The sequence below is a fragment of the Kineococcus rubinsiae genome (assembly GCF_011839805.1).
In the GTDB taxonomy this organism is placed as follows: Bacteria; Actinomycetota; Actinomycetes; order Actinomycetales; family Kineococcaceae; genus Kineococcus; species Kineococcus rubinsiae.
Genome location: NZ_VWPY01000008.1, coordinates 92256 through 111908 on the forward strand (window position 1 = coordinate 92256; position 19653 = coordinate 111908).

Annotated in this window: 22 protein-coding genes and 1 pseudogene; 8 read left to right on the plus strand and 15 right to left on the minus strand. The window is 75.2% G+C overall.

Annotated features, from left to right (window positions below; genetic code table 11):
* Position 1: 1 nt before the first annotated feature.
* From F1544_RS07135 to F1544_RS07160, 6 genes are all read right to left on the minus strand, one after another.
* Entirely contained in the window at positions 2 to 739 is a 738-nt protein-coding gene (locus F1544_RS07135; protein ID WP_167583689.1) for a class I SAM-dependent methyltransferase, read from the minus strand.
* 53 nt (positions 740 to 792) lie between these two features.
* Positions 793 to 3060: an EAL domain-containing protein gene (locus F1544_RS26215; RefSeq protein WP_167583691.1), complete on the minus strand. Its 2268-nt coding sequence runs from the start codon at positions 3058 to 3060 to the stop codon at positions 793 to 795.
* A gap of 138 nt (positions 3061 to 3198) precedes the next feature.
* The gene (locus F1544_RS07145) at positions 3199 to 3528 is read right to left on the minus strand and encodes a hypothetical protein (RefSeq protein ID WP_167583692.1); all 330 of its coding nucleotides are present in this window, start codon (positions 3526 to 3528) and stop codon (positions 3199 to 3201) included.
* Positions 3525 to 4484 carry a zinc metalloprotease gene (locus F1544_RS25780; RefSeq protein WP_167583694.1) on the minus strand — a complete coding sequence of 320 codons (960 nt, stop codon included), beginning with the start codon at positions 4482 to 4484 and terminating at the stop codon, positions 3525 to 3527. The genes F1544_RS07145 and F1544_RS25780 overlap by 4 nt, the downstream gene beginning before the upstream one ends.
* On the minus strand, positions 4481 to 5761 hold the full coding sequence (locus F1544_RS07155; RefSeq protein ID WP_167583759.1) for a nucleobase:cation symporter-2 family protein: 1281 nt from the start codon (positions 5759 to 5761) through the stop codon (positions 4481 to 4483). Before F1544_RS07155 ends, F1544_RS25780 begins: the two co-directional genes overlap by 4 nt.
* Before the next feature lie 188 nt (positions 5762 to 5949).
* Positions 5950 to 6546 (minus strand): nucleotidyltransferase family protein, encoded by a 597-nt coding sequence (locus F1544_RS07160; protein ID WP_167583696.1) that lies wholly within the window; start codon positions 6544 to 6546, stop codon positions 5950 to 5952.
* 170 nt (positions 6547 to 6716) lie between these two features.
* On the opposite strand from F1544_RS07160, the gene uraD reads away from it, so the two are divergent.
* The 6 genes from uraD to F1544_RS07190 are packed head-to-tail and all read left to right on the plus strand — an operon-like array spanning position 6717 to position 12488.
* The gene (uraD, locus tag F1544_RS07165) at positions 6717 to 7199 is read left to right on the plus strand and encodes a 2-oxo-4-hydroxy-4-carboxy-5-ureidoimidazoline decarboxylase (RefSeq protein ID WP_167583698.1); all 483 of its coding nucleotides are present in this window, start codon (positions 6717 to 6719) and stop codon (positions 7197 to 7199) included.
* A complete protein-coding gene (gene uraH / locus F1544_RS07170; RefSeq protein ID WP_167583701.1) occupies positions 7196 to 7516 on the plus strand; it encodes a hydroxyisourate hydrolase in 321 nt (106 codons plus the stop codon). Before uraD ends, uraH begins: the two co-directional genes overlap by 4 nt.
* A 1-nt stretch (position 7517) precedes the next feature.
* A complete protein-coding gene (gene pucL / locus F1544_RS07175) occupies positions 7518 to 8432 on the plus strand; it encodes a factor-independent urate hydroxylase (RefSeq protein WP_167583703.1) in 915 nt (304 codons plus the stop codon).
* Positions 8429 to 8926 (plus strand): nucleoside deaminase, encoded by a 498-nt coding sequence (locus F1544_RS07180; protein ID WP_308469924.1) that lies wholly within the window; start codon positions 8429 to 8431, stop codon positions 8924 to 8926. Before pucL ends, F1544_RS07180 begins: the two co-directional genes overlap by 4 nt.
* Positions 8927 to 8928: 2 nt before the next feature.
* Positions 8929 to 9753, plus strand: a complete 825-nt coding sequence (locus F1544_RS07185; RefSeq protein ID WP_167583705.1) for an FAD binding domain-containing protein — start codon at positions 8929 to 8931, stop codon at positions 9751 to 9753.
* On the plus strand, positions 9750 to 12488 hold the full coding sequence (locus F1544_RS07190) for a molybdopterin-dependent oxidoreductase (RefSeq protein WP_167583708.1): 2739 nt from the start codon (positions 9750 to 9752) through the stop codon (positions 12486 to 12488). The genes F1544_RS07185 and F1544_RS07190 overlap by 4 nt, the downstream gene beginning before the upstream one ends.
* Before the next feature lie 155 nt (positions 12489 to 12643).
* Here the strand turns inward: F1544_RS07190 and F1544_RS07195 are convergent, their stop codons facing one another.
* The 5 genes and pseudogenes from F1544_RS07195 to map all read right to left on the minus strand — a co-directional run bounded on the left by F1544_RS07195 (position 12644) and on the right by map (position 15636).
* On the minus strand, positions 12644 to 12865 hold the full coding sequence (locus F1544_RS07195; RefSeq protein ID WP_167583710.1) for a hypothetical protein: 222 nt from the start codon (positions 12863 to 12865) through the stop codon (positions 12644 to 12646).
* Between the two features lie 150 nt (positions 12866 to 13015).
* The gene (locus F1544_RS07200; RefSeq protein ID WP_167583711.1) at positions 13016 to 13351 is read right to left on the minus strand and encodes a hypothetical protein; all 336 of its coding nucleotides are present in this window, start codon (positions 13349 to 13351) and stop codon (positions 13016 to 13018) included.
* A gap of 235 nt (positions 13352 to 13586) precedes the next feature.
* Positions 13587 to 14164, minus strand: a pseudogene (locus F1544_RS07210) (recombinase family protein).
* A 208-nt stretch (positions 14165 to 14372) separates the two neighbouring features.
* Positions 14373 to 14672, minus strand: a complete 300-nt coding sequence (locus F1544_RS07215) for a hypothetical protein (RefSeq protein ID WP_167583717.1) — start codon at positions 14670 to 14672, stop codon at positions 14373 to 14375.
* Between the two features lie 196 nt (positions 14673 to 14868).
* Positions 14869 to 15636, minus strand: coding sequence for a type I methionyl aminopeptidase (gene map, locus F1544_RS07220; RefSeq protein ID WP_167583719.1), 768 nt, complete (start codon positions 15634 to 15636; stop codon positions 14869 to 14871).
* A gap of 63 nt (positions 15637 to 15699) precedes the next feature.
* Between map and F1544_RS07225 the strand changes: the two genes are divergently transcribed.
* Complete coding sequence (locus F1544_RS07225) at positions 15700 to 15984, plus strand: helix-turn-helix domain-containing protein (RefSeq protein WP_167583721.1); 285 nt, start codon at positions 15700 to 15702, stop codon at positions 15982 to 15984.
* A gap of 4 nt (positions 15985 to 15988) precedes the next feature.
* Here F1544_RS07225 and F1544_RS07230 read toward each other — a convergent pair whose 3' ends face one another.
* The 4 genes from F1544_RS07230 to F1544_RS07245 all read right to left on the minus strand — a co-directional run bounded on the left by F1544_RS07230 (position 15989) and on the right by F1544_RS07245 (position 18865).
* Complete coding sequence (locus F1544_RS07230) at positions 15989 to 16474, minus strand: MarR family winged helix-turn-helix transcriptional regulator (RefSeq protein ID WP_167583723.1); 486 nt, start codon at positions 16472 to 16474, stop codon at positions 15989 to 15991.
* A 27-nt stretch (positions 16475 to 16501) separates the two neighbouring features.
* Complete coding sequence (locus tag F1544_RS07235) at positions 16502 to 17614, minus strand: PP2C family protein-serine/threonine phosphatase (RefSeq protein WP_244308088.1); 1113 nt, start codon at positions 17612 to 17614, stop codon at positions 16502 to 16504.
* 48 nt (positions 17615 to 17662) lie between these two features.
* Complete coding sequence (locus tag F1544_RS07240; RefSeq protein ID WP_167583727.1) at positions 17663 to 18145, minus strand: DUF2231 domain-containing protein; 483 nt, start codon at positions 18143 to 18145, stop codon at positions 17663 to 17665.
* A 105-nt stretch (positions 18146 to 18250) separates the two neighbouring features.
* Positions 18251 to 18865, minus strand: coding sequence for a nucleoside deaminase (locus tag F1544_RS07245; RefSeq protein WP_167583729.1), 615 nt, complete (start codon positions 18863 to 18865; stop codon positions 18251 to 18253).
* Positions 18866 to 19041: 176 nt separating this feature from the next.
* Between F1544_RS07245 and F1544_RS24100 the strand changes: the two genes are divergently transcribed.
* Positions 19042 to 19653 (plus strand): CAP domain-containing protein (locus F1544_RS24100; RefSeq protein ID WP_167583731.1); only part of this gene is annotated, 612 nt, incomplete at its 3' end.

The window sequence follows — 19653 nt, forward strand, 5'->3', positions numbered from 1 at the left end:
ACTACCCGGGGAGGCGGTAGACCGAGACGTGCGACGTCGACTCCGCGGTGAACTCCGCGCCCGCGAAGTCGGCGTCGCGGGTCTCGAGGACGAACCCGGCCAGCTGCGCCATGAGGTCGAGCTCGGAGGGCCACACGTAGCGGTGGGGGCTGCGGAACACCTCGGCCGAGCGGCCCGCGCCGAAGCGCACGTGGTGGGAGACCAGCTGCTGCGCGAGCACGTCGTAGGTGTCCACCCCCAGGTAGCCGGGTTCCTGCGCGAAGACGGCGGCGCCCGCACCGGGTGGCAGGGAGCGCAGGTCGGGGACGAACAGCTCGACGAGGAACCGCCCGCCCGGGCGCAGGTGGCGGGCGGCGTTGCGGAAGCACGCGACCTGCCCGGCCTGCGTCACCAGGTTCGAGATCGTGTTGAACACCAGGTAGACGAGGGAGAACTCCCCGGGCACCCGGGTCGTGGCCATGTCGCCCAGCACGACCGGCAGGGCCGTCTCGTCCGCCTTCTCGCGCAACCGGTCCACCATCGGCCGGCTCAGCTCGAGGCCGGTCACGGCGACGCCCCGCGCGGCGAGCGGCAGGGCCACCCGGCCGGTCCCGACGGCGAACTCGAGCACCGGGCCGCCGGCCGCCTCGGCGACGAGGCGCTCCACGGCGGGGTCGAGGACGCCGGGCGCGAACATCCCCGTCCCGGGGGTGTCGTAGCGCCGGGCGGCCTCGTCGTCCCACACGTCCTGCTGCTGCACGCCGTCCAGGGTGCTCGGCGGCCGGAACCCCCGTCCACCGGTTTCCCCGCCCGTCAGCCCCGCGGGCCGGGTTCCCCGGCGACGTCGAGGACCGGTGCGCGGCGACGGGCCTCCTGCCGCTCGCGCATCCGGTCCCCGGCGAGCACCACCAGCCGGCCCAGGCTCCCCTCGTCGCCGGGGCAGCTGCTCACGCCGATGCTCACCGACACGTCCACCGGGTGCCCGCCGATGCGGTACGGCGCGGACAGCGCGGACCCGAGGTGCGCGGCGATGCGGCCGGCCTCGGCGCGGGCGGTGTCGCGGTCCAGGCCCACGAGGGCGACGAGGAACTCCCGGGGCCCGAGGCGGCCCGCGAGGTCGCTGCGCCGCAGGCGCGACTGCAGCCGGCGCGAGGCCGAGACCAGCAGCAGGTCGGCGGCCGCCCGCCCCGCGTCGCCGGCGGTCCCGAACCCGTCGACGCCGGGTCCGTCGAGGCCGACGCTGAGCAGGGCCGTCCCCGTGCCCGCGCCGGTCGCCGCCCGCAGCTCGCGCTCGGCGAGGTCGTGGAAGCGGTGCCGGTCCAGCAGGCCCGTGAGCGCGTCGGTCCCGGCGCCCTCCCGGGAGACGTCCGGGAGGCCCGCGAACCCGCGGCCCTCGCGCCGGGGAGCCTGCCCGCGCTCCCGGGTGCGGGTGACGTCGGTGTGCACGGTGATGCACTGCACCACCCGGCCGCGCTCGTCGACGACGGGGGAGGCCTGCACCTCGCTCCACCAGGGGGTGCGGTCGGGGCCGCGGTGCTGCAGCAGCGTCTCGCGGACCTTCCGCCCGTCGGCGACGGCGGCGACGAGGCGGTCCACGGCCGCGCGGTCCGTCCACCCGCCGTCCAGGTGGCGGGCGCTGCGGCCCACCAGCTCCCCGAGCGGCTGGCCGGCGAGGTCGGCGTAGGCCTGGTTGGCGAAGACGAGCGGGTGACCGGGCCGGCGGAGGTCGGCGATGGTGATGCCGCTCGTCGCGGCCCGCAGCGCCCGGTGCAGGGGCGGCTCGCCCGCGCTGGCCCCGGCGGGCGGGGCGGGCTCGCTCCGGGGCACCCGCGTCAGCGTCGAGGCGCCGTCGGGCGCGACCCGCAGCAGCAGGCTGTGGGCGGCGGCCAGCACCGTCTGGCGGCGGTAGGTCAGCGCGTACTCGAACCGGCGGTCCATGTCGGGGACGCCCACGTCGCCGAGGTCGCGCGCGAGCAGCGCGGCCGCGAAGTGCGGGCTCACCACGACGACGTCCCACTCCGCGCGGACGGGGTCGTCGGCCTCGAGCGCGGCCCCGCGCACGCCCGGCAGCGGCTGCCGGACCACGTCGTGGCCCAGCGCGCAGACGAAGGCGGTGGCGGCGGCGAGCTCGCGGTAGCGGTCGATGGTGCGCGGCGTGACGTGCCGCGCCTCCTGGAACGTCGCGGCGACGACGCACGTCTTGCCCAGCTGCACGGCCTGCCGCTCGAGCTGCCGGCTGAGCTCGACCAGCAGCCGCTTGGGGGCGTGCTTGAGCTCCGTGCCCGGGGGCAGGCAGGCGAACGGCGACGGCGGAACGGCGTCGTCCGGGCGCGGCACGGGCGGCGGGAAGCGCAGCTCCCCCACCTGGGGGCGGGCCTCGGGGGCGGGCACCGCACGGCCGAAGAGCCAGCCCTGGCCCAGGCTCGCGCCGAGCCCGCGGGCGGTGGCGAGGTGCGCCTCGGTCTCGATGCCCTCGGCGAGCAGCAGGGCACCCGTGCGCTCGGCGTAGTCGTTGACCGCGTTGACGATCGCCGCGACGTCGGGGGAGGGGCGCTCCTGCACCACGCGCAGGTCGAGCTTGACGACCTCGGGCCGCAGCAGCGGCATGAAGGCCAGGGACGCGGAGTCCGCGCCGACGTCGTCGAGGGCGATGGCCCAGCCCAGGTCCCGGACGCGGCCCACGGTGCGCAGCAGCTCCGCGGGGCGGGCGGACAGGGCGCGCTCGGTGATCTCCAGGACGATGCGCAGCCGCCCCGGGGCGCTGTCGACCAGGGCCAGCAGTTCGTCCACCGGCGCGGTGTCCAGGACCTCCGGCTCGACGTTGACGAAGACCGTCAGCGGCGTGGGGACCTCCTGCGCCAGGGCGCCGCGGAACGCGGCCGCGCGGCACAGCTGGTCCAGCTCGGCGAGCAGCCCCTCGCCGCGGGCGGCCGCGAAGAGGGCGTCGGGGGTCTGCAGGGGCCCCTCCGGCCCGCGGGCCAGCGCCTCGTGGGCGACGACGTCACCGCTGACGAGGTCGACGATCGGCTGGAACTCGCTGCGGACGGCTCCGCGCGCGAGCACGTCCTGGATGCGGTGCACGGCGTCCTCCGGGCGGCTCGTCGAGGCACGACTCGCCGGGGGGAGTCGTCGCACTGGCCGCGCTCGGGCATGAACGCTCGGTGGTGACGTCCCACCACATCACGGGTGCAGAGAGTGTGCTCGCCCGTGAGAGCGGTGTCACGCGTCTCCGGGCCCCAGTTCCAGGCGCTCGGGGGAGAGGTGCACGATGCGCAGCGTCCGCTCGCCCGCGGGGCCGCGCAGGCGCAGCCGGTCCCGCTCGGCGGTCTCCCAGCTCCCCGACCGCGCGCGGCCCGCGTCGCCCGGCCCGGCGTCGACGTCGAGGAAGGTCCCGTCGGGGTGCAGCTCGAGCCCGTCGCGGCCGCGGGCCCGGGGGAAGGCGAAGCCCGCGGGCCGGTAGACGGCGACGCCGTCGTGGTCCTCCTCGAAGGAGTGCCCCCAGGCGCCGGGCAGGAGGTCCCCGGCGGGGTCCGGCGGCTCCTGCGTCACGGGGTGCCCGCCGTCGCCGGGGAGCCGGAGGGTCCGGCGCCCGCGGCGGCCAGCGGCGCGCGGGCCCCGGCGAGCGCGGCCCGCATGCGCGTCACCTGGCCCGCCGTGAACATGACCATGGCCGCGTCGTCGACGTAGTCCATGTAGTCGACGAAGAGGTCCCCGTCGGGCCCGTTGTCGCAGCTGACGTGCGGGAACGCGGGCCGGCCGTGGTTGGGGCCGCCCTGGTTGGGGGTGTCGTCGACCTCGTCGGTGTCCTCGCAGCTGGCGGCGAACTCGCCCCACAGGTGGAAGAGGTCGAGGTAGTGGCCGACCTCGTGGGTGGCCGTGCGGCCGAGGTCGAACGGGGCGCTCGCCGTCCCCGTGGTGCCGAACGCCGTGATGTTCACGACGACGCCGTCCGTGGCGGGCGGGCCCCCGGGGAACTGCGCGTACCCGAGCAGCCCGCCGCCCAGCGGGCACACCCACAGGTTCAGGTGCGTCTCGACGGGCCACGGGTCGGCGCCACCCGTCGCGGCGGCCTTGACGGCGTCGTCGGTGGTGAACTCCGCGACGTCCGTGCTCGTGCGGGTGGTGCCGGTCGACGGCGAGCCGTCCGGGGCCGTGGTGGCCAGGACGAACTCCACGCGGGCGTCGCCCACCAGCGGCCGGAACGGCTCGGGCACGGCGTCGAGGTCGGTGTTGGCGGCGCGGAAGTCGGCGTTCAGCACCGCGACCTGGCCGGCGACCTGCTCGTCCGTCACGTCCTGCGGCGAGGGGGAGACGACGTGCACGACGACGGGGATCCGCACGACCTCCTCGGTCCCGGGCGCCGTCCGTGCGGTGGCCGCGGTGCGGGCCTGCGCGATCGAGGCCCGCGCGCTGCGGTAGTCCGGGTCCTGCTCCAGCAGCCGGACGTGCACGTCGGTGGTCCCGCAGCGCCGGCGGGGGGCGTCGTCCGTGGTGGCCTGGCTCACCGTCGCAGTCCTACCACCCCCGCGGCCTCCGCGGCGGCGGCGGCGTTCTCCTGCGGGGTGTGCCGGGTGGTGCAGAGCACCTGGTGCAGCACGATCGCCGTGATCGCCCCCGAGGAGATCCCCGAGTCGAAGATCGTCTGGAACCAGCTCGGCGTCTGCGCGTAGATCTCCGGGTTGACGGTGGGCAGCAGGCCGACGCCGATCGCCGTGGCGATCATCAGCAGGGCGCGGGAGTCGAGCCGGCAGGAGGCGAGGGTGCGGATGCCGCTGGCCGCGACCATCCCGAACAGGGCCACCCCGGCGCCGCCGAGGACGGCGACGGGCACGGCCGCGACGACGGCGCCGAGCTTGGGCAGCAGGCCGAGCACGATGAGCACGCCGCCGGCGAACGTCGCGACGTAGCGGGAGCGGACGCCCGACATGCTGACGAGGCCGACGTTCTGCGCGAACGCCGTGTACGGGAACGTGTTGAACACGCCACCGAGGACGGTCGACAACCCGTCGGCGCGCATGCCGTCGGCGACCGCCCGCCGGGTCACGGGCCGCTCGACGATCTCCCCGATGGCCAGGATGTCGCCGGTCGTCTCGGTCATGATGACGAGCCCGACGACGCACATGGCGATCACCGAGCCCACCTCGAACGTCGGCGCCCCGAACGCGAACGGCGTCGAGATGCCGACCCAGTCCTGCGCGGCGACCCCCGAGACGTCGACCTTCCCCGTCAGCGCCGCGACGGCCGTGCCCGCCGCGATGCCCAGCAGGATCGAGACCCGGGCGACCGCGGGCGGCGCGAGGCGCTCCAGCAGCAGGATCGCGACGAGGGTGAACAGGGCCAGCAGGAGGTTCGACGGCGCCCCGAAGTCCGGGGTGCCCGTGCCGCCGCCGACCCAGCCGGCCGCGACGCTCATGAGCGAGAGGCCGATGAGCAGGATGACCGTGCCCGTGACCAGCGGCGGGAAGAACCGCAGCAGCGTGGAGAACACCGGTGCCAGCAGCATCATGAACAGCCCGCACGCGATCACCGAGCCGTAGATCGCGGTGATGCCGTGGTTCGTCCCGATGGTGATCATGGGGCCGACGGCGGCGAACGTGCAGCCCTGCATGAGGGGCAGCCGGACGCCGAAGCGCCAGAACCCCACCGACTGCAGGATCGTCGCGATGCCCGCGACGAACAGGTCGGCGACGACGAGGTGCGCCAGGTCGTCGGGGGCCATCTGCCCCGCGGAGATCATCGCGCCGCCGACGATGAGCGGGACGGCCACGGCCCCCGCGTACATCGCGAGCACGTGCTGCAGGCCGAGCGGCGCGAGGCGCGCGAGCGGCGGGACCTGGTCGACGGGGTGCGTGCCGTGGACCTCGAGCGTGGGTGCGGACACCGCGGCCTCCTCGGGTGGGGAAGTTCCACGGTGGCAGCCGGGGACGGCCCGCGGCAGGGCCCGGGGCCCCTCGCCGTGTGAAGAGTGCGTTACGCGTGCGGCGGCGGGAGCAGCGTCCCGGGGGGCAGTCCGGCGGGGGAGTCGACGTCTGCGACCGCTCCCGCGCGGGGCACCTCGCGCACCCCGACGCCGTCCAGGAACGCCCGCAGGCCCGTGTCGCCGCCCGTCGCGGCGAGGGCCGCGGCCCAGTGCCCGCGCCCGAGCGCGACGGGGTGCCCGGGGCGTCCGCCGTCCGTGGCGCGCACCGCGGCGGGTTCCGGGGCGGCCGCGGCCGCGGCGAGGACGGCGGCGACGTCGTCGGCGCTCAGGCCCGGCAGGTCGACGGGCACGAGGACCAGGACGTCGGCGCCGCCCGCCGCGGCGTGCTCCAGCGCAGCCCGCACCCCCGCGCCCACGCCCTCCGCCCAGTCCGGCACGGCCAGCCCCGTCACCCCCGGGGGGAGTTCCGCCAGGACGTCGGGGGCTGCGGCCCCGAGCGTGACGGCGACCTCGGCGCAGCCGCCCGCCCGCAGCGCCTGCGCGGCCCGCGCCACCCACGTCCGGCCGTCCGGCCCGCGCAGCAGGGCCTTCGGCGCCCCCATCCGCCGCCCGGCCCCGGCGGCCAGCACGATCCCCAGCGCTCTCACGATCGAGATCCCACCACACGGGGCGGAGCGTCCGGGCGCCACGTTTCGGGCAGGTTTCGCGCCGGTTCCGGCGGCGGTGCGTCCGGGTGGTCCGGGCGCTCGGGCCCCCGGGGATGGCGTAGAACTCTGGGGACCGGGACGTCCCCGGCCACGAGGTGCGGAGGTGACGGGTGCTGCCCGAGGTGGACGACGACGACGCGTTCCGCGCGCTGCTGCTCTCCTGCTGCGACGCCCCGGCGTGGGCGGAGCACGTCCTCGCCCGGCGCCCGTTCGACGGCCCGGAGGCCCTGCTGGCGGCGGCGGAGCAGGAGCTGGCGGCGACGAGCGAGGCCGACGTCGACGCGGCGCTCGCGGCGCACCCGCGCATCGGGGAACGGCCCGCGGGGGCCGCCTCGCAGCGCGAGCAGTCGGCCGCGCTGGCCGCGGACCCGGCCGTCCTCGCGGAGCTCGCGGAGGGCAACGCCGCCTACGAGGCGCGCTTCGGGCACGTCTACCTGGTGTGCGCGTCGGGGCGCAGCGCGGAGGAGCTGCTGGCCGTCCTGCGCTCCCGCCTCGGCAACGACCCCGCCACCGAGCGCCGCGTCCTGCGCACCGAGCTCGCCGCCATCACGCGTCTCCGGCTGCTGCGCGCCCTCGAGGGGGCCGCGGCGTGACCACCCTGAGCACGCACGTGCTCGACGCGAGCACCGGGACGCCGGCCGCCGGGGTGGGCCTGCTGCTCACCGGGGCGGACGGCGCGGAGCTCGCGCGCGCGAGCACGGACGCCGACGGTCGCGCGCGGTTCGGCCCCGACCTCGCCCCGGGCACGTTCCGGCTCGCGTTCGCCACGGGGGAGTTCTTCGCGGCGGCGCAGCGGGAGGCGTTCTACCCGGAGGTCGTCGTCGCCTTCACCGTCACCGCGGACCGGGAGCACCTGCACGTGCCGCTGCTGCTGTCGCCGTTCGCCTACTCCACCTACCGAGGGAGCTGACATGGCCATCGTCCTGGCGGACCACCAGTACGGGAAGGCCGAGAACCGCGTCGTGCGCTTCCAGCGCGACACGGCCCGGCACGAGATCGTCGACCTGAACGTCACCTCGACGCTGCGCGGCGACTTCTCCGACGCCTACCTCGCGGGGGACCAGGCGAAGGTCCTGCCCACCGACACGCAGAAGAACACGATCTACTCCTACGCCAAGGAGAAGGGCCTCACGAGCGTCGAGACGTACGCCCTCGACCTCGCGCGCCACTTCGTCGACGACGTGGCCCCCGTGACGGGCGCCCGCATCGACGTCGAGTCCTACCTGTGGGACCGCGTCGTGGTCGACGGCGTGGAGCACGACCACTCCTGGGTGCGCTCGGGGACCGAGGTCCGCACGGCGGCCGTGACCGTGGACGGCACGGGCGCGGAGCAGGTCACCCACGTCGTGGCCGGGCTGAAGGACCTCGTGGTGCTGAAGTCCACGGGGTCGGAGTTCAAGGGTTTCCTCGTCGACGGGTACACGACGCTGCCGGAGACCGACGACCGCGTCATGGCCACGTCGTTGTCGGTGGCGTGGCGCTACACCCCGGCCGCGCTGGCGGACGGCTACGACTTCGACGCCGCCTACGAGACCGTGCGCCGCACGATGCTGGGGGTGTTCGCGACCCTGCACTCCTCCGCGCTGCAGCAGACGATGTGGCACATGGGCCGGTCCGCGCTGGAGGCCGTCCCGGAGATCGCGGAGATGCGGCTGTCGGCGCCGAACAAGCACCACTTCGACTACGACCTGGCCCGCTTCGGCGTCGAGAACCGCGGTGAGGTGTTCCACGCCGACGACCGTCCCTACGGCCACATCCACGCGCGCATCGTGCGCGACGACGAACCCGCGGCCCCGCTGGCGTGGGAGACGGGGTCGCTGCTGTGAGCGCGCCCGCGCTGGAGGGCACGGCCGAGCTGGACCGGCGCCACCTGCAGGCCGCGGTGGACCTGGCGGCGAGCAACGTCACCGACGGGGGCGGGCCGTTCGGCGCGCTCGTCGTCCTCGACGGCGCCGTCGTCGCGACGGGGCAGAACCGCGTCACGCGCGACGTGGACCCGACCGCCCACGCCGAGGTGCAGGCCATCCGGGCGGCGTGCCGCGTGCTGGGCACGTTCTCCCTGGCCGGGGCGACGCTGTACTCCAGCTGCGAGCCGTGCCCGATGTGCCTGGCCTCGGCGCTGTGGGCGCGCGTGGACCGGGTGCTGTTCGCGGCCGACCGCCACGACGCCGCGCGCGGGGGTTTCGACGACCTCGCGTTCTACGACCTGTTCGCCACCGACCGTTCGCTGTGGTCGGTGCGGATCGAGCAGCAGCGCGGCGCCGGTGCGGCCGCCCCCTTCGACGCCTGGCTGGCCGCGGCCGCCCGGGTCGCGTACTGACCGTGGACCTCGCCGGCCTCGAGGAGGTCGTCGCCGTGCACGACCGCGGTTCCCTCGCGGCGGCCCACGACGGGGACCCGGCGACCGCGGTGCTCGCCGGCGGCACCTGGTTGTTCTCCACCCCGCAGCCGCAGCTGCGGCGCCTCGTCGACCTCACGACCCTCGGCTGGGAACCGTTCACCGTGACCGGCGAGGGGCTGCGGCTGGCGGGGACCTGCCCGGTCTCGGCGGTCGCGGAGGTCCCGGCGCAGCCCGGCTGGGCGGCGCACCCGCTGCTGCGCCAGTGCGTGCGCGCGCTGCTGGCCTCGTTCAAGGTGCGCTCGGTCGCCACGGTGGGCGGGAACGTCTGCCTCGCGCTGCCGGCCGGGTCGATGACCTCGCTCGCGGCGGCGCTCGACGGCACGGCGGAGCTCTGGGCCGCGGACGGCTCGGTGCGCCGCCTCGCCGTGGCGGACCTCGTGCTCGGCGACCGCCGGACCGCCCTGCGCCCCGGGGAGGTGCTGCGGGCCGTCACGCTGCCCGACGCGGCGCTGCGGGCCACGACCGCGTTCCGCCGCACCTCGCTGAGCCGCCTCGGGCGCTCGGCGTCGCTCGTCGTGGGCCGCCGCGACCTCGACGGCGGCCTCGTCGTGACCGTCACGGCGGCGACCGAGCGGCCCGTCGTCCTGCGCTACCCCGAGGCGCCGCCCGCGCCGGTCGTGGCCCGCGACGTCGAGCAGCGCGTGGCGGCGAGCTGCGGCTGGTTCGACGACGTGCACGGCGCGCCCGACTGGCGGCGCGCGACGACGCTGCGCTCGGTCGCCGAGGTCTGCGAGGAGCTCGCGTGAAGATCACCGTCGACGGCACCGCGATCGAGGTCGAACCCCGCCCGGGCCAGTGCCTGCGCACGCTGCTGCGCGAGAACGCCCACCACGGCGTGAAGAAGGGCTGCGACTCGGGCGACTGCGGTGCCTGCACCGTCCTCGTCGACGGCGCCGCCGTGCACTCGTGCCTGTACCCGGCCGTGCGGGCCGCGGGGCGCGAGGTCACCACGGTCACCGGCCTCGGCACCCCGGCCGCCCTGCACCCCGTGCAGCAGCGGTTCGTCGACGCGGCCGGGTTCCAGTGCGGGTTCTGCACGGCGGGGATGGTGGTCACGGCGGCCTCGCTGGACGCGGAGCAGCGGGCCGACCTCGACGAGCACCTCAAGGGCAACCTGTGCCGCTGCACGGGGTACCGGGCCGCGCGCGACGCGGTCGAGGGAGTTGCGGCCGACCTGCGGGACAGCGGCGCGACGGGGGAGCGGGTCGGTGCCCCGGCCGCGCGCCGCGTCGTCTCGGGCACCGAGCCGTACACGCTCGACACGGCCGTGCCGGGGCTGCTGCACCTGGCCGTCCTCGGCAGCCCGCACGCGCACGCGCGCATCACCGCGATCGACGTCTCGGCCGCCGAGGCCCTCGACGGCGTGGTCGCGGTGCTGACCCACCGCGACTCCCCCGACGTGCTGTTCTCCACCGGCCGCCACGAGGACCGCCTTGACGACCCCGACGACACCCGCGTCCTCGACGACGTCGTCCGCTTCCACGGCCAGCGGGTCGCGGCCGTCGTCGCGGAGGACCGCGGCACCGCCGAGGAGGCGCTGCGGCGCGTCCGGGTCGAGTACGAGGTGCTGGACGCGGTGTTCGACCCCGGGCAGGCGCTGCTGCCCGGGGCGCCCCTCGTCCACGGCGACAAGGACCCCGCCGCCTCCCGCATCGCGGACCCGCACCGCAACCTCGTCGCCGAGCTGCACGGCGGGGTGGGCGACGTCGAGGCCGCGCTGGCCGCCGCGCACGTCACGGTGCAGGGGACCTGGCAGACGCAGCGCGTGTCCCACGTCGCGCTGGAGACGCACGCCGCCCTCGGGTGGCTCGACGACGACGGCCGCCTCGTGGTGCGCACCTCCACCCAGGTGCCGTTCCTCGTGCGCGACGAGCTCGCGCGCATCCTCGGGCTCGCACCCGAGCGGGTCCGGGTGTTCGCGGCGCGCGTCGGCGGGGGCTTCGGTGGCAAGCAGGAACTCCTCACCGAGGACCTCGTCGGCCTCGCGGTGCTGCGCACGGGGCGGCCCGTGCAGTTCGAGCTGACGCGGACCGAGGAGCTCACCGTGGTCCCCGTGCGGCACCCGATGCGCGTGAGCGTCCGCCTGGGCGCCGACGCGCAGGGCGTCCTGACGGCGCTCGCGGTGGACGTCCTGTCCGACGCGGGCGCCTACGGCAACCACTCGCCCGGGGTGATGTTCCACGGCTGCCACGAGTCCATCGCGGTGTACCGCTGCGCGAACAAGCGCGTGGACGCCCGCGCGGTCTACACGAACAACGTGCCGTCGGGCGCGTTCCGCGGGTACGGCCTCGGGCAGGTCATCTTCCCGCTGGAGTCCGCGCTGGACGACCTGGCGCGGGAGCTGGGGATCGACCCGTTCGAGCTGCGCCGGCGCAACGTCGTCGTGCCGGGGGACCCGTTCGTCGTGACCTCCGACCCCGAGCACGGCGGCGTCGACGACGGGTTGCGCTACGGCAGCTACGGTCTCGACCAGTGCCTCGACCTCGTCGAGGAGGCGCTGGGCCGCGACGGACTGCCCGCGCCCGAGGGTCCGCAGTGGCGCACGGGCACGGGCATGGCCGCGTCGATGATCGCGACCACCCCGCCCCGCGGGCACTACGCCGACGCGACGGCCGCGCTGGAACCCGACGGGACGTGGCTGCTGTCCGTGGGCACGGCGGAGTTCGGCAACGGCACCACGACCGTGCACACCCAGATCGCCGTCGGGGCGCTCGCCACGACGGCCGACCGGATCCGGTTGCGGCAGGCCGACACCGACGTCACGGCGCACGACACGGGGGCGTTCGGGTCCGCGGGGGTGGTCGTGGCCGGCAAGGCGCTGCTCGTGGCCTGCGGCCGCCTGGCGGAGGAGGTCCGCGCGCTCGCCGCCGCCCTGGCCGGGACTCCCGTCGACGACGCGGTCCTGGAACCCGGCGGGGTCCGCTGCGGCGCGGTCCTCGTCCCGCTCGCCGACGTCCACGCCGAGGCTCTGCGCCGCAGCGGTTCCGCACCGTCCGCAGACGGGCGCGAGGACGCCGCGCGCCGGTCCGTGGCCTTCAACGTGCAGGGCTTCCGGGTCGCGGTCGACACCGCGACCGGCGAGGTCCGGCTGCTGCGCTCGGTGCAGGCCGTCGACGCGGGCGTCGTGATGAACCCCGTGCAGCTGCGCGGCCAGGTCGAGGGCGGGGTCGCGCAGGCGATCGGCTCGACGCTGTTCGAGGAGGTCCGCACGGACGCCGACGGCCGCGTCACGACCCCGACGCTGCGGGAGTACCACGTGCCGCAGATCGGCGACCTCGTCGACACCGAAGTGCTGTACGCCGACACCGTCGACACGATCGGGCCGCTGGGCGCCAAGTCGATGAGCGAGGCGCCCTACAACCCCGTCGCGCCCGCGCTGGCCAACGCGGTGCGCGACGCCACGGGTGTGCGGCTGCGGGAGCTGCCGCTCAGCGCCGACCGGGTGTGGCGGGCGCTGCAGGAGCCGACGGCCCCGGCGTAGCCAGAGGGTGACGGCGTCTCAAGATGCACCGATCGCGAGACGCGGCGGGGGAGAGGCCGCTGGGCCGCGACATGCCGCCTTAGAACTCATGTCCGTGACGGTCGAATCGCGCCGCTCTGGCTAGCTCATCGATGTGCGGTGTTTGTCCTCCTCGTTCAGAGCTGCTCGATGCGGGCCTGCATGGCATCTACCAAGGGGCTCATCGCTTGCAGCTGGGCTTGGAACGCGGCGAGGTCGTTGGCTCGGCAGGCGTCGGCCATTCCGTCGAAGGTGTCTACGAGGCTGCCCCAGTGGCCGGCCAGCTCAACGTCTGTGGGCAGCGGTTCAGTGCGGACGCCGGACACAGCGGCTGCCAGGGCGTCGCAGTCCGCGGGCACGAAGGTCGTCTGGGTGGCGTGATCGCTGACGGTTGTGCCCCGCTGAGGTCAAGGAGTCGAGGCTGGAGTCCATGGGGCCTTCGAGCCAGTCCCCGGTGTTCATGGTCTGACTGCTGACCTCGGCTCCTCCGCTGCAACCGGCCAGGCTCATCAGGCCGGCGATGGTGACAGCAGCTGCCGTGACGGCACACCGGTCCAGCATTGGCTGATGTCCTCGCTGAATCGATAGCAGGCGCGTTGATCGGCTCGCTGCGAATTCTCGTCGTCGGCCTGCGCTTGCGAGACGATGCCCCAGCCCAGCAGACCGAAAATCACCAAGAGAATCATGACCATGCCGGGACTGGCGATCTGCATGCGGTACCAGGGAGCAGCAGGCGGCCGGCTGGGCAGGAGCGTGGCCGAGGTACCGCTGGCGATCGGCACCCACTGCTGGCCGTCCCAAAGGTGACGCCCGTCGGGGCTGTAGACCGGACTGGACTGACTCATGACCATCCCTTGCGTTCGAAGCCACTGCTTCAAGTGATCGACGCGGTCCTGGGGACGACTGAAGACTCCGATCGGGTGTGTCGCGGCAGCAGAAGCTTCGAAGTCGGCGAGTCAGGGAACGCTTCTCAGGGCTGAGAAGCGTTGCGGCTAGGGGCGGCCTGGGAGTTGTAGACGGCTCGCGCGGAGGAGAAGGTCCAGGGGACACCGCCGCAGGCGGTGGAGATGCCGTCGGCGGTCAGGGCGTCGGCGATGGTCCGCTAGGAGCGGCCGGCGTCGCGCTCTTCGAGGATGCCGCGCACCAACTCACCGGGAGCACAGAAGGCTGGCCCAGGCGTACGCCGGTGGCTTTCCTCACCGCCAGAGCCTCGCGGGTGCGCTGGCCGATCAGCTCGCACTCGAGCTCGGCGATGCCTGCGGTGACGGTGGCCATGAACTTGCCGTTGGGGGTGAGGTGCCCACGCCCACGTCCAGGCAGACCACGGACCACCCGCGCCGGGTGGCTTCCTTCACCAGGCCGGAGAAGTCGTGCACCGAGCGGGAGAGGCGGTCCAGCTTGGCCACCAGCAGCACGTCGGCCGCGCGTGCGTTCAGCTGGCCCAGCGCGCCGATCAGGGCCGGGCGGTTGAAGTCTTCGGCGGAGCAGCCGGCGTCGACGAGGTACTCCAGCCCCCAGCCGCGCCGGTCAGCCTCAGCCTGCAGGGCGGCGCGCTGGGCTTCCAGGCCAGCGCCGGAGTCGGCCTGCTCCGCAGTGGAGACCCGCACACGGGTGGCCCAAAGGCTCCCAGGTCGAGGTGCGGGAGGCACGAGCCTCACCCTGGCACGCGAGTCGGCACTCAAGGGTCATTGACCGCGATGAGCCGGCGGTCAAGGTCTGGCGGAAGGCAGAGGCGAGCGCGGCAGGTGCCATCGTTAGTGCTCACCGAGGGTCAGCGCATGACCTCGGACGTGCTGCGCCAGCGCGATCAGGAGGAGCCCGTCGCAGAGTGACAGGACAGGATTCGACCCAACCCGCCTTGAGCCACTAGCCGAAGTGGTCACGCGGGAGAGGTTCTGAGCCGGCCAGCTCACTGATGCGCCGTGCCAGGAGGCGGTAGTAGCGTTCCGCCGTAGGCGAGGGGTCGTCGTACTCGGTAGCGCGGGCCCGGCGCTGCACGTAGAACATGGCGGCCCTCAGCAAGTCCATCCCCACCCAGGTGGGGATGGACTTGCTGGCGTCGAGGGCGCGGACGACGGGCCGCACTACCTGCAGCAGGCGCTCCGGCGAGTCGGCAATACGCCGGTAGGCGTTGTAAGAGAGGGCGAACTCCTGCAGCTCCTCCAAGGAGGCAGCCGGACCGGGGCAGCGGATGAGGCTACTCATGCAGGACTCCCAACGAGGCACTCGACCCAGCGGCCCAACACGCTGACGGCAGCCGGGCGAAGTGGCCGCGTCGTCCTTCCACTTGGCGCAGAACTACCTCGTCGCCGGCACGGCCCCTCCGGGGCACGGGACGGACGAGCCGATCTGACGGGTCGTGTCACGAGAGGGTGAGGACCTCGGCCCCGTTCTCGGTGATGGCGATGGTGTGCTCGCTGTGCGCCGTGCGGGCGCCGGTGGCGCTGCGCAGCGTCCAGCCATCGGCGTCGGTGACGAGCTCGGCGGTGTCCGCCATGATCCAGGGCTCCAGCGCCAGCAGCATGCCGGGGCGCAGGGGGAACCCGCGGCCGGCGCGGCCGGTGTTCGCGACGTGCGGGTCCTGGTGCATCGTCGAGCCGACGCCGTGGCCGCCGAACTGCGTGTTCACGGGGTACCCGGCCTCGGTGAGGACGGCGCCGATGGCGGCGGACAGGTCCCCCACGCGGGCGGTCGGCCCCGCCGCGGCGATGCCCGCGGCCAGCGCGCGCTCGGTCGCGGCGATCATCGCGAGGTCCTCGGGGGCGGCGGTGTCCCCGACGACGAAGCTGATGGCGGAGTCGGCGACGACGCCGCCGAGGGACACGGCGAGGTCGAGGGAGAGCAGGTCACCGTCGGCGAGGACGTAGTCGTGCGGCAGCCCGTGCAGCACGGCGTCGTTGACCGAGGTGCAGACGTGGTGGCCGAACGGTCCGCGCCCGAAGGAGGGCGCGTAGTCGACGTAGCAGGACACGGCGCCGGCCTCGACGATCGCGTCGCGGGTCCACCCGTCGAGCTCCAGCAGGTTCGTGCCCACGGCTGCGCGGCTCTTCAGCGTCTGCAGGATGCGGGCGACCAGGCCCCCCGTGTCCCTGGCCCGCGCCAGCTCCGTGCCGTTCAGGATCTCGATCACCGTGCAACCCTCCTCGCGACCAACAACTATCCCGGCCATGTTATCCCGGCCTAGGATCGGGGCATGGTCCGGTTGCCCCACACCCCCGCCGAGATCGCGCGCGGTCAGCGCCTCGGGGCCGTCCTGCGGCGCGCGCGGGGCGGCCGCCCGATGCTCGACACGGCCCTGGCCGCCCGGGTGTCCCCGGAGACGCTGCGCAAGATCGAGTCAGGCCGCGTGCCCAGCCCCGCGTTCCCGACGATCGCCGCCATCGCCGGGGTCCTCGGCCTGTCCCTCGACGCCGTCTGGGCCGAGGTCGACCAGGCGGGTCAGGCGGAGGACTCGGCGGGCGAGCGGTTCGCCTCCTGAGCGCTCACGGTCCCTCGGGGGCGGAGCCCTCGACCGCCCGCAGCAGCAGGTCCGTGAACCGCCGGACGCGGGGCAGGTCCTCGGCGCCGAGGTGGTCCATCACCAGGGCGCGGACCCCCGCCAGGTGGGCGGGCCACGCCTCCTCGAGCCGCTCCCGGCCCTCGTCCGTGAGCGTCAGGAGCGCGGCCCGCGCGTCGCTCGGGTCGGGGTTGCGCACCACGAGCCCGTCCTGGGCCATCGACTGCGCCACGCGGGTCATCCGGCTGGGCGAGATCGAGGCCGCCTCGGCCAGGTCGCTCATCCGCAGGGTGTGCGCGGGCGCCTCGGACAGCCGCATGAGCACGACGTAGCGCGTCAGCCCCAGACCGCTGCGCCGCAGCAGGTCCTCGTCGATCGCCCGGGGCAGCGCGACCATCAGCCGCATGAGGGTCCGCCACGTCAGCTCCTCCTCGGGCGTCAGGGGAGGGGGCGCGGAGCCGTCGGGCGACATGGCGGCAGTCTCCCGGACGCGCGGGGGTCAGCGGCGACCGGCGCCCGGGGCGGGGACGTGCTGCAGCAGCAGGAGCGCGAGGTCGTCGCCGACCACCCCGCCGACGTGCCCGCGCACGGCGCCGAGGAGCCGGTCGAGGTCGGTCTCCAGCGACTGCGGCGTGACGGGTTCCCGGGGTGCCAGGAGGCTGAGCTGGCTGGTCAGGTCGAAGAACTCCCCGTCGGACGAGCGGGCCTCGACGAGGCCGTCGGTGAACAGCAGCAGCCGCTCGCCCTCCCCGAGCGTCGCCGTCTCCACGCGCACGTCGAGGCCGAGCCCCAGTGGCGGGGAGCGGTGCTCGCCCACCGCGACGGGGGCGCAGCCGGCCGTGAGCCGCAGCGGTGACGGGTGCCCGCAGAGCACGACGTCGAGCCGGCCGTCGGGGTGCACGTCGCAGAACACGGCCGTGACGAAGTCCTCCGGCCCCAGCCGGGCGAGGACGGCCTGCTCGACGGCGCGGGCGACGTCGTCCAGCCGCGCCGCGGGCAGCGGTGCGGTGTGCCGGAAGGCCGAGAGCACGGCCGCGGCGGTGTGCACGGCCGGCAGCCCCTTGCCGCGCACGTCGCCGACGATGACCCGCACGCCCTGCTCGGTCGCGACGACGTCGTAGAGGTCGCCGCCCACCAGCGCGTCGGCGCTCGCGGAGACGTAGCGCGAGGCCAGGGCGAGACCCGCCACGAGGGTCGGCACGGGGTGCTGGATCGCGGTCTGCGCGACGGTGGCGATCTCGGTGACGGCGCGGATGCGCTGCTCGCGCTGCGCGCGGACCGACGCGCCGAACACGGCGAAGCCCGCCAGGGCTGCGCTGCCGAGGATGCGGATGGCGCCGGCCCAGAGGAACGGGTCGCCGACCCGCAGGGACAGCAGCGCCACGGCCAGGACGGACAGGACCGCCACGACGGCGGTCCGGCGCCACGTCAGCACGAGCGAGGCGGCGAGCGGCCCCAGGGCGAGCCAGGGCACGACCACCAGCCGACCGCTGACGGTCGCCTGCGCCCCGCCCAGGACGAGGACCCAGGCGATGGCGAGCGCGAGGACGACCGCCTCGCGGCGCCGGGAGGCGCGTTCCGGCACCGCCGTGTCCAGGCTTCGTCGGGGCATCACCCCCGCAGTCTGACAGTCACGCTCTGTTCACGGCGAGTGACTCCGTCAGGAAGCTGCGCCGGACGAGGACGTGGCCGCGATCTGGTCGGCCCACACGGCCCGGGCGCCGGACTCCCCGACCCGGTAGACCTGCACGCCGGCCGCGACGGCGGCGACGAGGCAGAGGACGGCGACGACGCTGCTCGCCGTGCGGCGCGGCCCCGGGGTGCGGCGCGTGCGGCGGTCCAGCAGGACCAGGACGACCGACAGCAGCACGAGCGGGACGACGAAGAAGACGAGCTGGTCGCCGAGCTCGGCGTGCTGCCCGGGGTTCCCGACCCGTCCCGCGAGCGCCTCGCCGCTCTGGGTGGCCAGCGGGCAGAGGACCGCGGCGACCACGCCCACGGCGACGACGAGCGGGCCGAAGCGCTCCCGCCAGCGGGGCCGCACCACGATGGCGATGACCCCCAGGACGGTCAGGGGCACCAGGACGGTGACGCCGTGGACGACCAGGGCGTGGACGGGCAGGCCGTCGAACGTGTCGAGCACGGGTCCTCCAGGTGGGGCGGATGGGGACGGGGGAGTCCCTCACCACGGAGAACGGCGTGGCGGGTCGTGCGGTTCGACGCCCTTCCCGGCCGGCGGGCGCGGGCCTCAGGCCGGGGCGGTGCCGCGGGCGTTGTAGACGGTCGCGCCGCTGCCGGCGACGAACTCCCCGTAGCCGCGGTAGACGTCGAGGGCCTCCTCGCGCAGCACGTCGGAGACGACCTCGATCCCCCTGCGCTGCAACTGCTCCGCCCAGTCCTCGCGCACGGGACCCTCGTCGAACCCCGTGAGCTCCTCGAGCTCCGGCCCCGAGCCCGCGACGACGAGCCGGGTCACGCCGGACCACACGACCGCGCCGTAGCACATAGCGCACGGGCGCCAGTTGACGACGAGGGAGTGGGCCGGCAGCCCCGCCGCCCCGAGGTCCCACGACCCCAGCCGCCGCTGCGCGAGGGACAGGGCCGTCACCTCGGCGTGCAGGGAGGACAACCCGCTGGAGAGGACGAGGTTCACCCCCGCCGACACGAGGGCCCCCGTCGCGGTCTCGACGACGAGCGCGGCGAACGGGCCACCGCTGCCCTCGCGCGGGTTGCGCGCCGCGAGCGTGTTCACGACGGCCATCCAGCCCTCGTCGGTGGCCGTCGCCGGCAGGGGCGCGAGCTCGTCGTCGACCCAGCCGGGCAGTGCAGCGGTGATCTCGCGGGCCAGCGGCGTGGTGTCCATGCCGGAGGTTACCGACGGCGCTGCTCGAGGGGTGCGGCGCGGTCGGCGGGGAGCGCGGGCGTTACGCGGAACCACCCGGACGGCCTACAGGCGGGCGCCCCGGGCGCCGACCAAGACGGGGAACGCACCGCCGACGCCCGACGCCGCACCGCCTGACGCCGACCTGGAGGACCCCCGTGGCCGCCGCCCCCGCACTCCCCGCCCGCACCCCCCGCCCGCGCACCGGCGCCCGCCGGGCGCTCGCGATCGCCGCGCTCGTCGCCTCCTCCGCCGGCCTGCTCGGCGCGGCGCCCGCCCAGGCCGACGACGTGGACCCCGCCGCGACTCCCGCCGCGACCGCTGCCGTCACGGGCGACGGCACGGCCGCCGGGCGCGCCTACGACCTCGTCAACGCCGCCCGCGTCGAGGCCGGGCTGGCCCCGCTGCGCCTGGCGCCGGACACCACGCAGGTCGCGACCGACTGGGCGTTCCACCTGGCCACCGTCGGGACCCTCACGCACAACCCCGACCTCTCCCGGCAGCTGTCCGGCTGGAGCCTCGTGGCCGAGAACGTCGGGGTCGGCGGCGACGCCGACCAGCTGCAGCAGGCGTTCTGGGGCTCCCCCGGGCACCGGGCGAACGAGCTGCGCCAGGACGTGACCCAGCTCGGCGTCGGGGCGGTCCGCTCGGGCGACGGCCGCCTGTGGGTCGTGCAGGTCTACAAGCTGCCCGCCGGCGAGGTCGCCCCGCCGCGCGGGAACCCCGCGCCCGCGCCGGCCCCCGCGCCGGCCCCTGCGCCCGCCCCGGCT

What these genes read in the sequence shown, in the direction of transcription:
- F1544_RS07235 (WP_244308088.1), bottom strand. Translation starts at nt 17,614, where the DNA reads ATGCCCCGACGAAGCCTGGACACGGCGGTGCCGGAACGCGCCTCCCGG.
- F1544_RS07230 (WP_167583723.1), bottom strand. Translation starts at nt 16,474, where the DNA reads ATGTCGCCCGACGGCTCCGCGCCCCCTCCCCTGACGCCCGAGGAGGAG.
- F1544_RS07245 (WP_167583729.1), bottom strand. Translation starts at nt 18,865, where the DNA reads ATGGACACCACGCCGCTGGCCCGCGAGATCACCGCTGCACTGCCCGGC.
- F1544_RS07225 (WP_167583721.1), top strand. Translation starts at nt 15,700, where the DNA reads ATGGTCCGGTTGCCCCACACCCCCGCCGAGATCGCGCGCGGTCAGCGC.
- pucL (WP_167583703.1), top strand. Translation starts at nt 7,518, where the DNA reads ATGGCCATCGTCCTGGCGGACCACCAGTACGGGAAGGCCGAGAACCGC.
- F1544_RS07155 (WP_167583759.1), bottom strand. Translation starts at nt 5,761, where the DNA reads ATGTACGCGGGGGCCGTGGCCGTCCCGCTCATCGTCGGCGGCGCGATG.
- F1544_RS07200 (WP_167583711.1), bottom strand. Translation starts at nt 13,351, where the DNA reads ATGAGTCAGTCCAGTCCGGTCTACAGCCCCGACGGGCGTCACCTTTGG.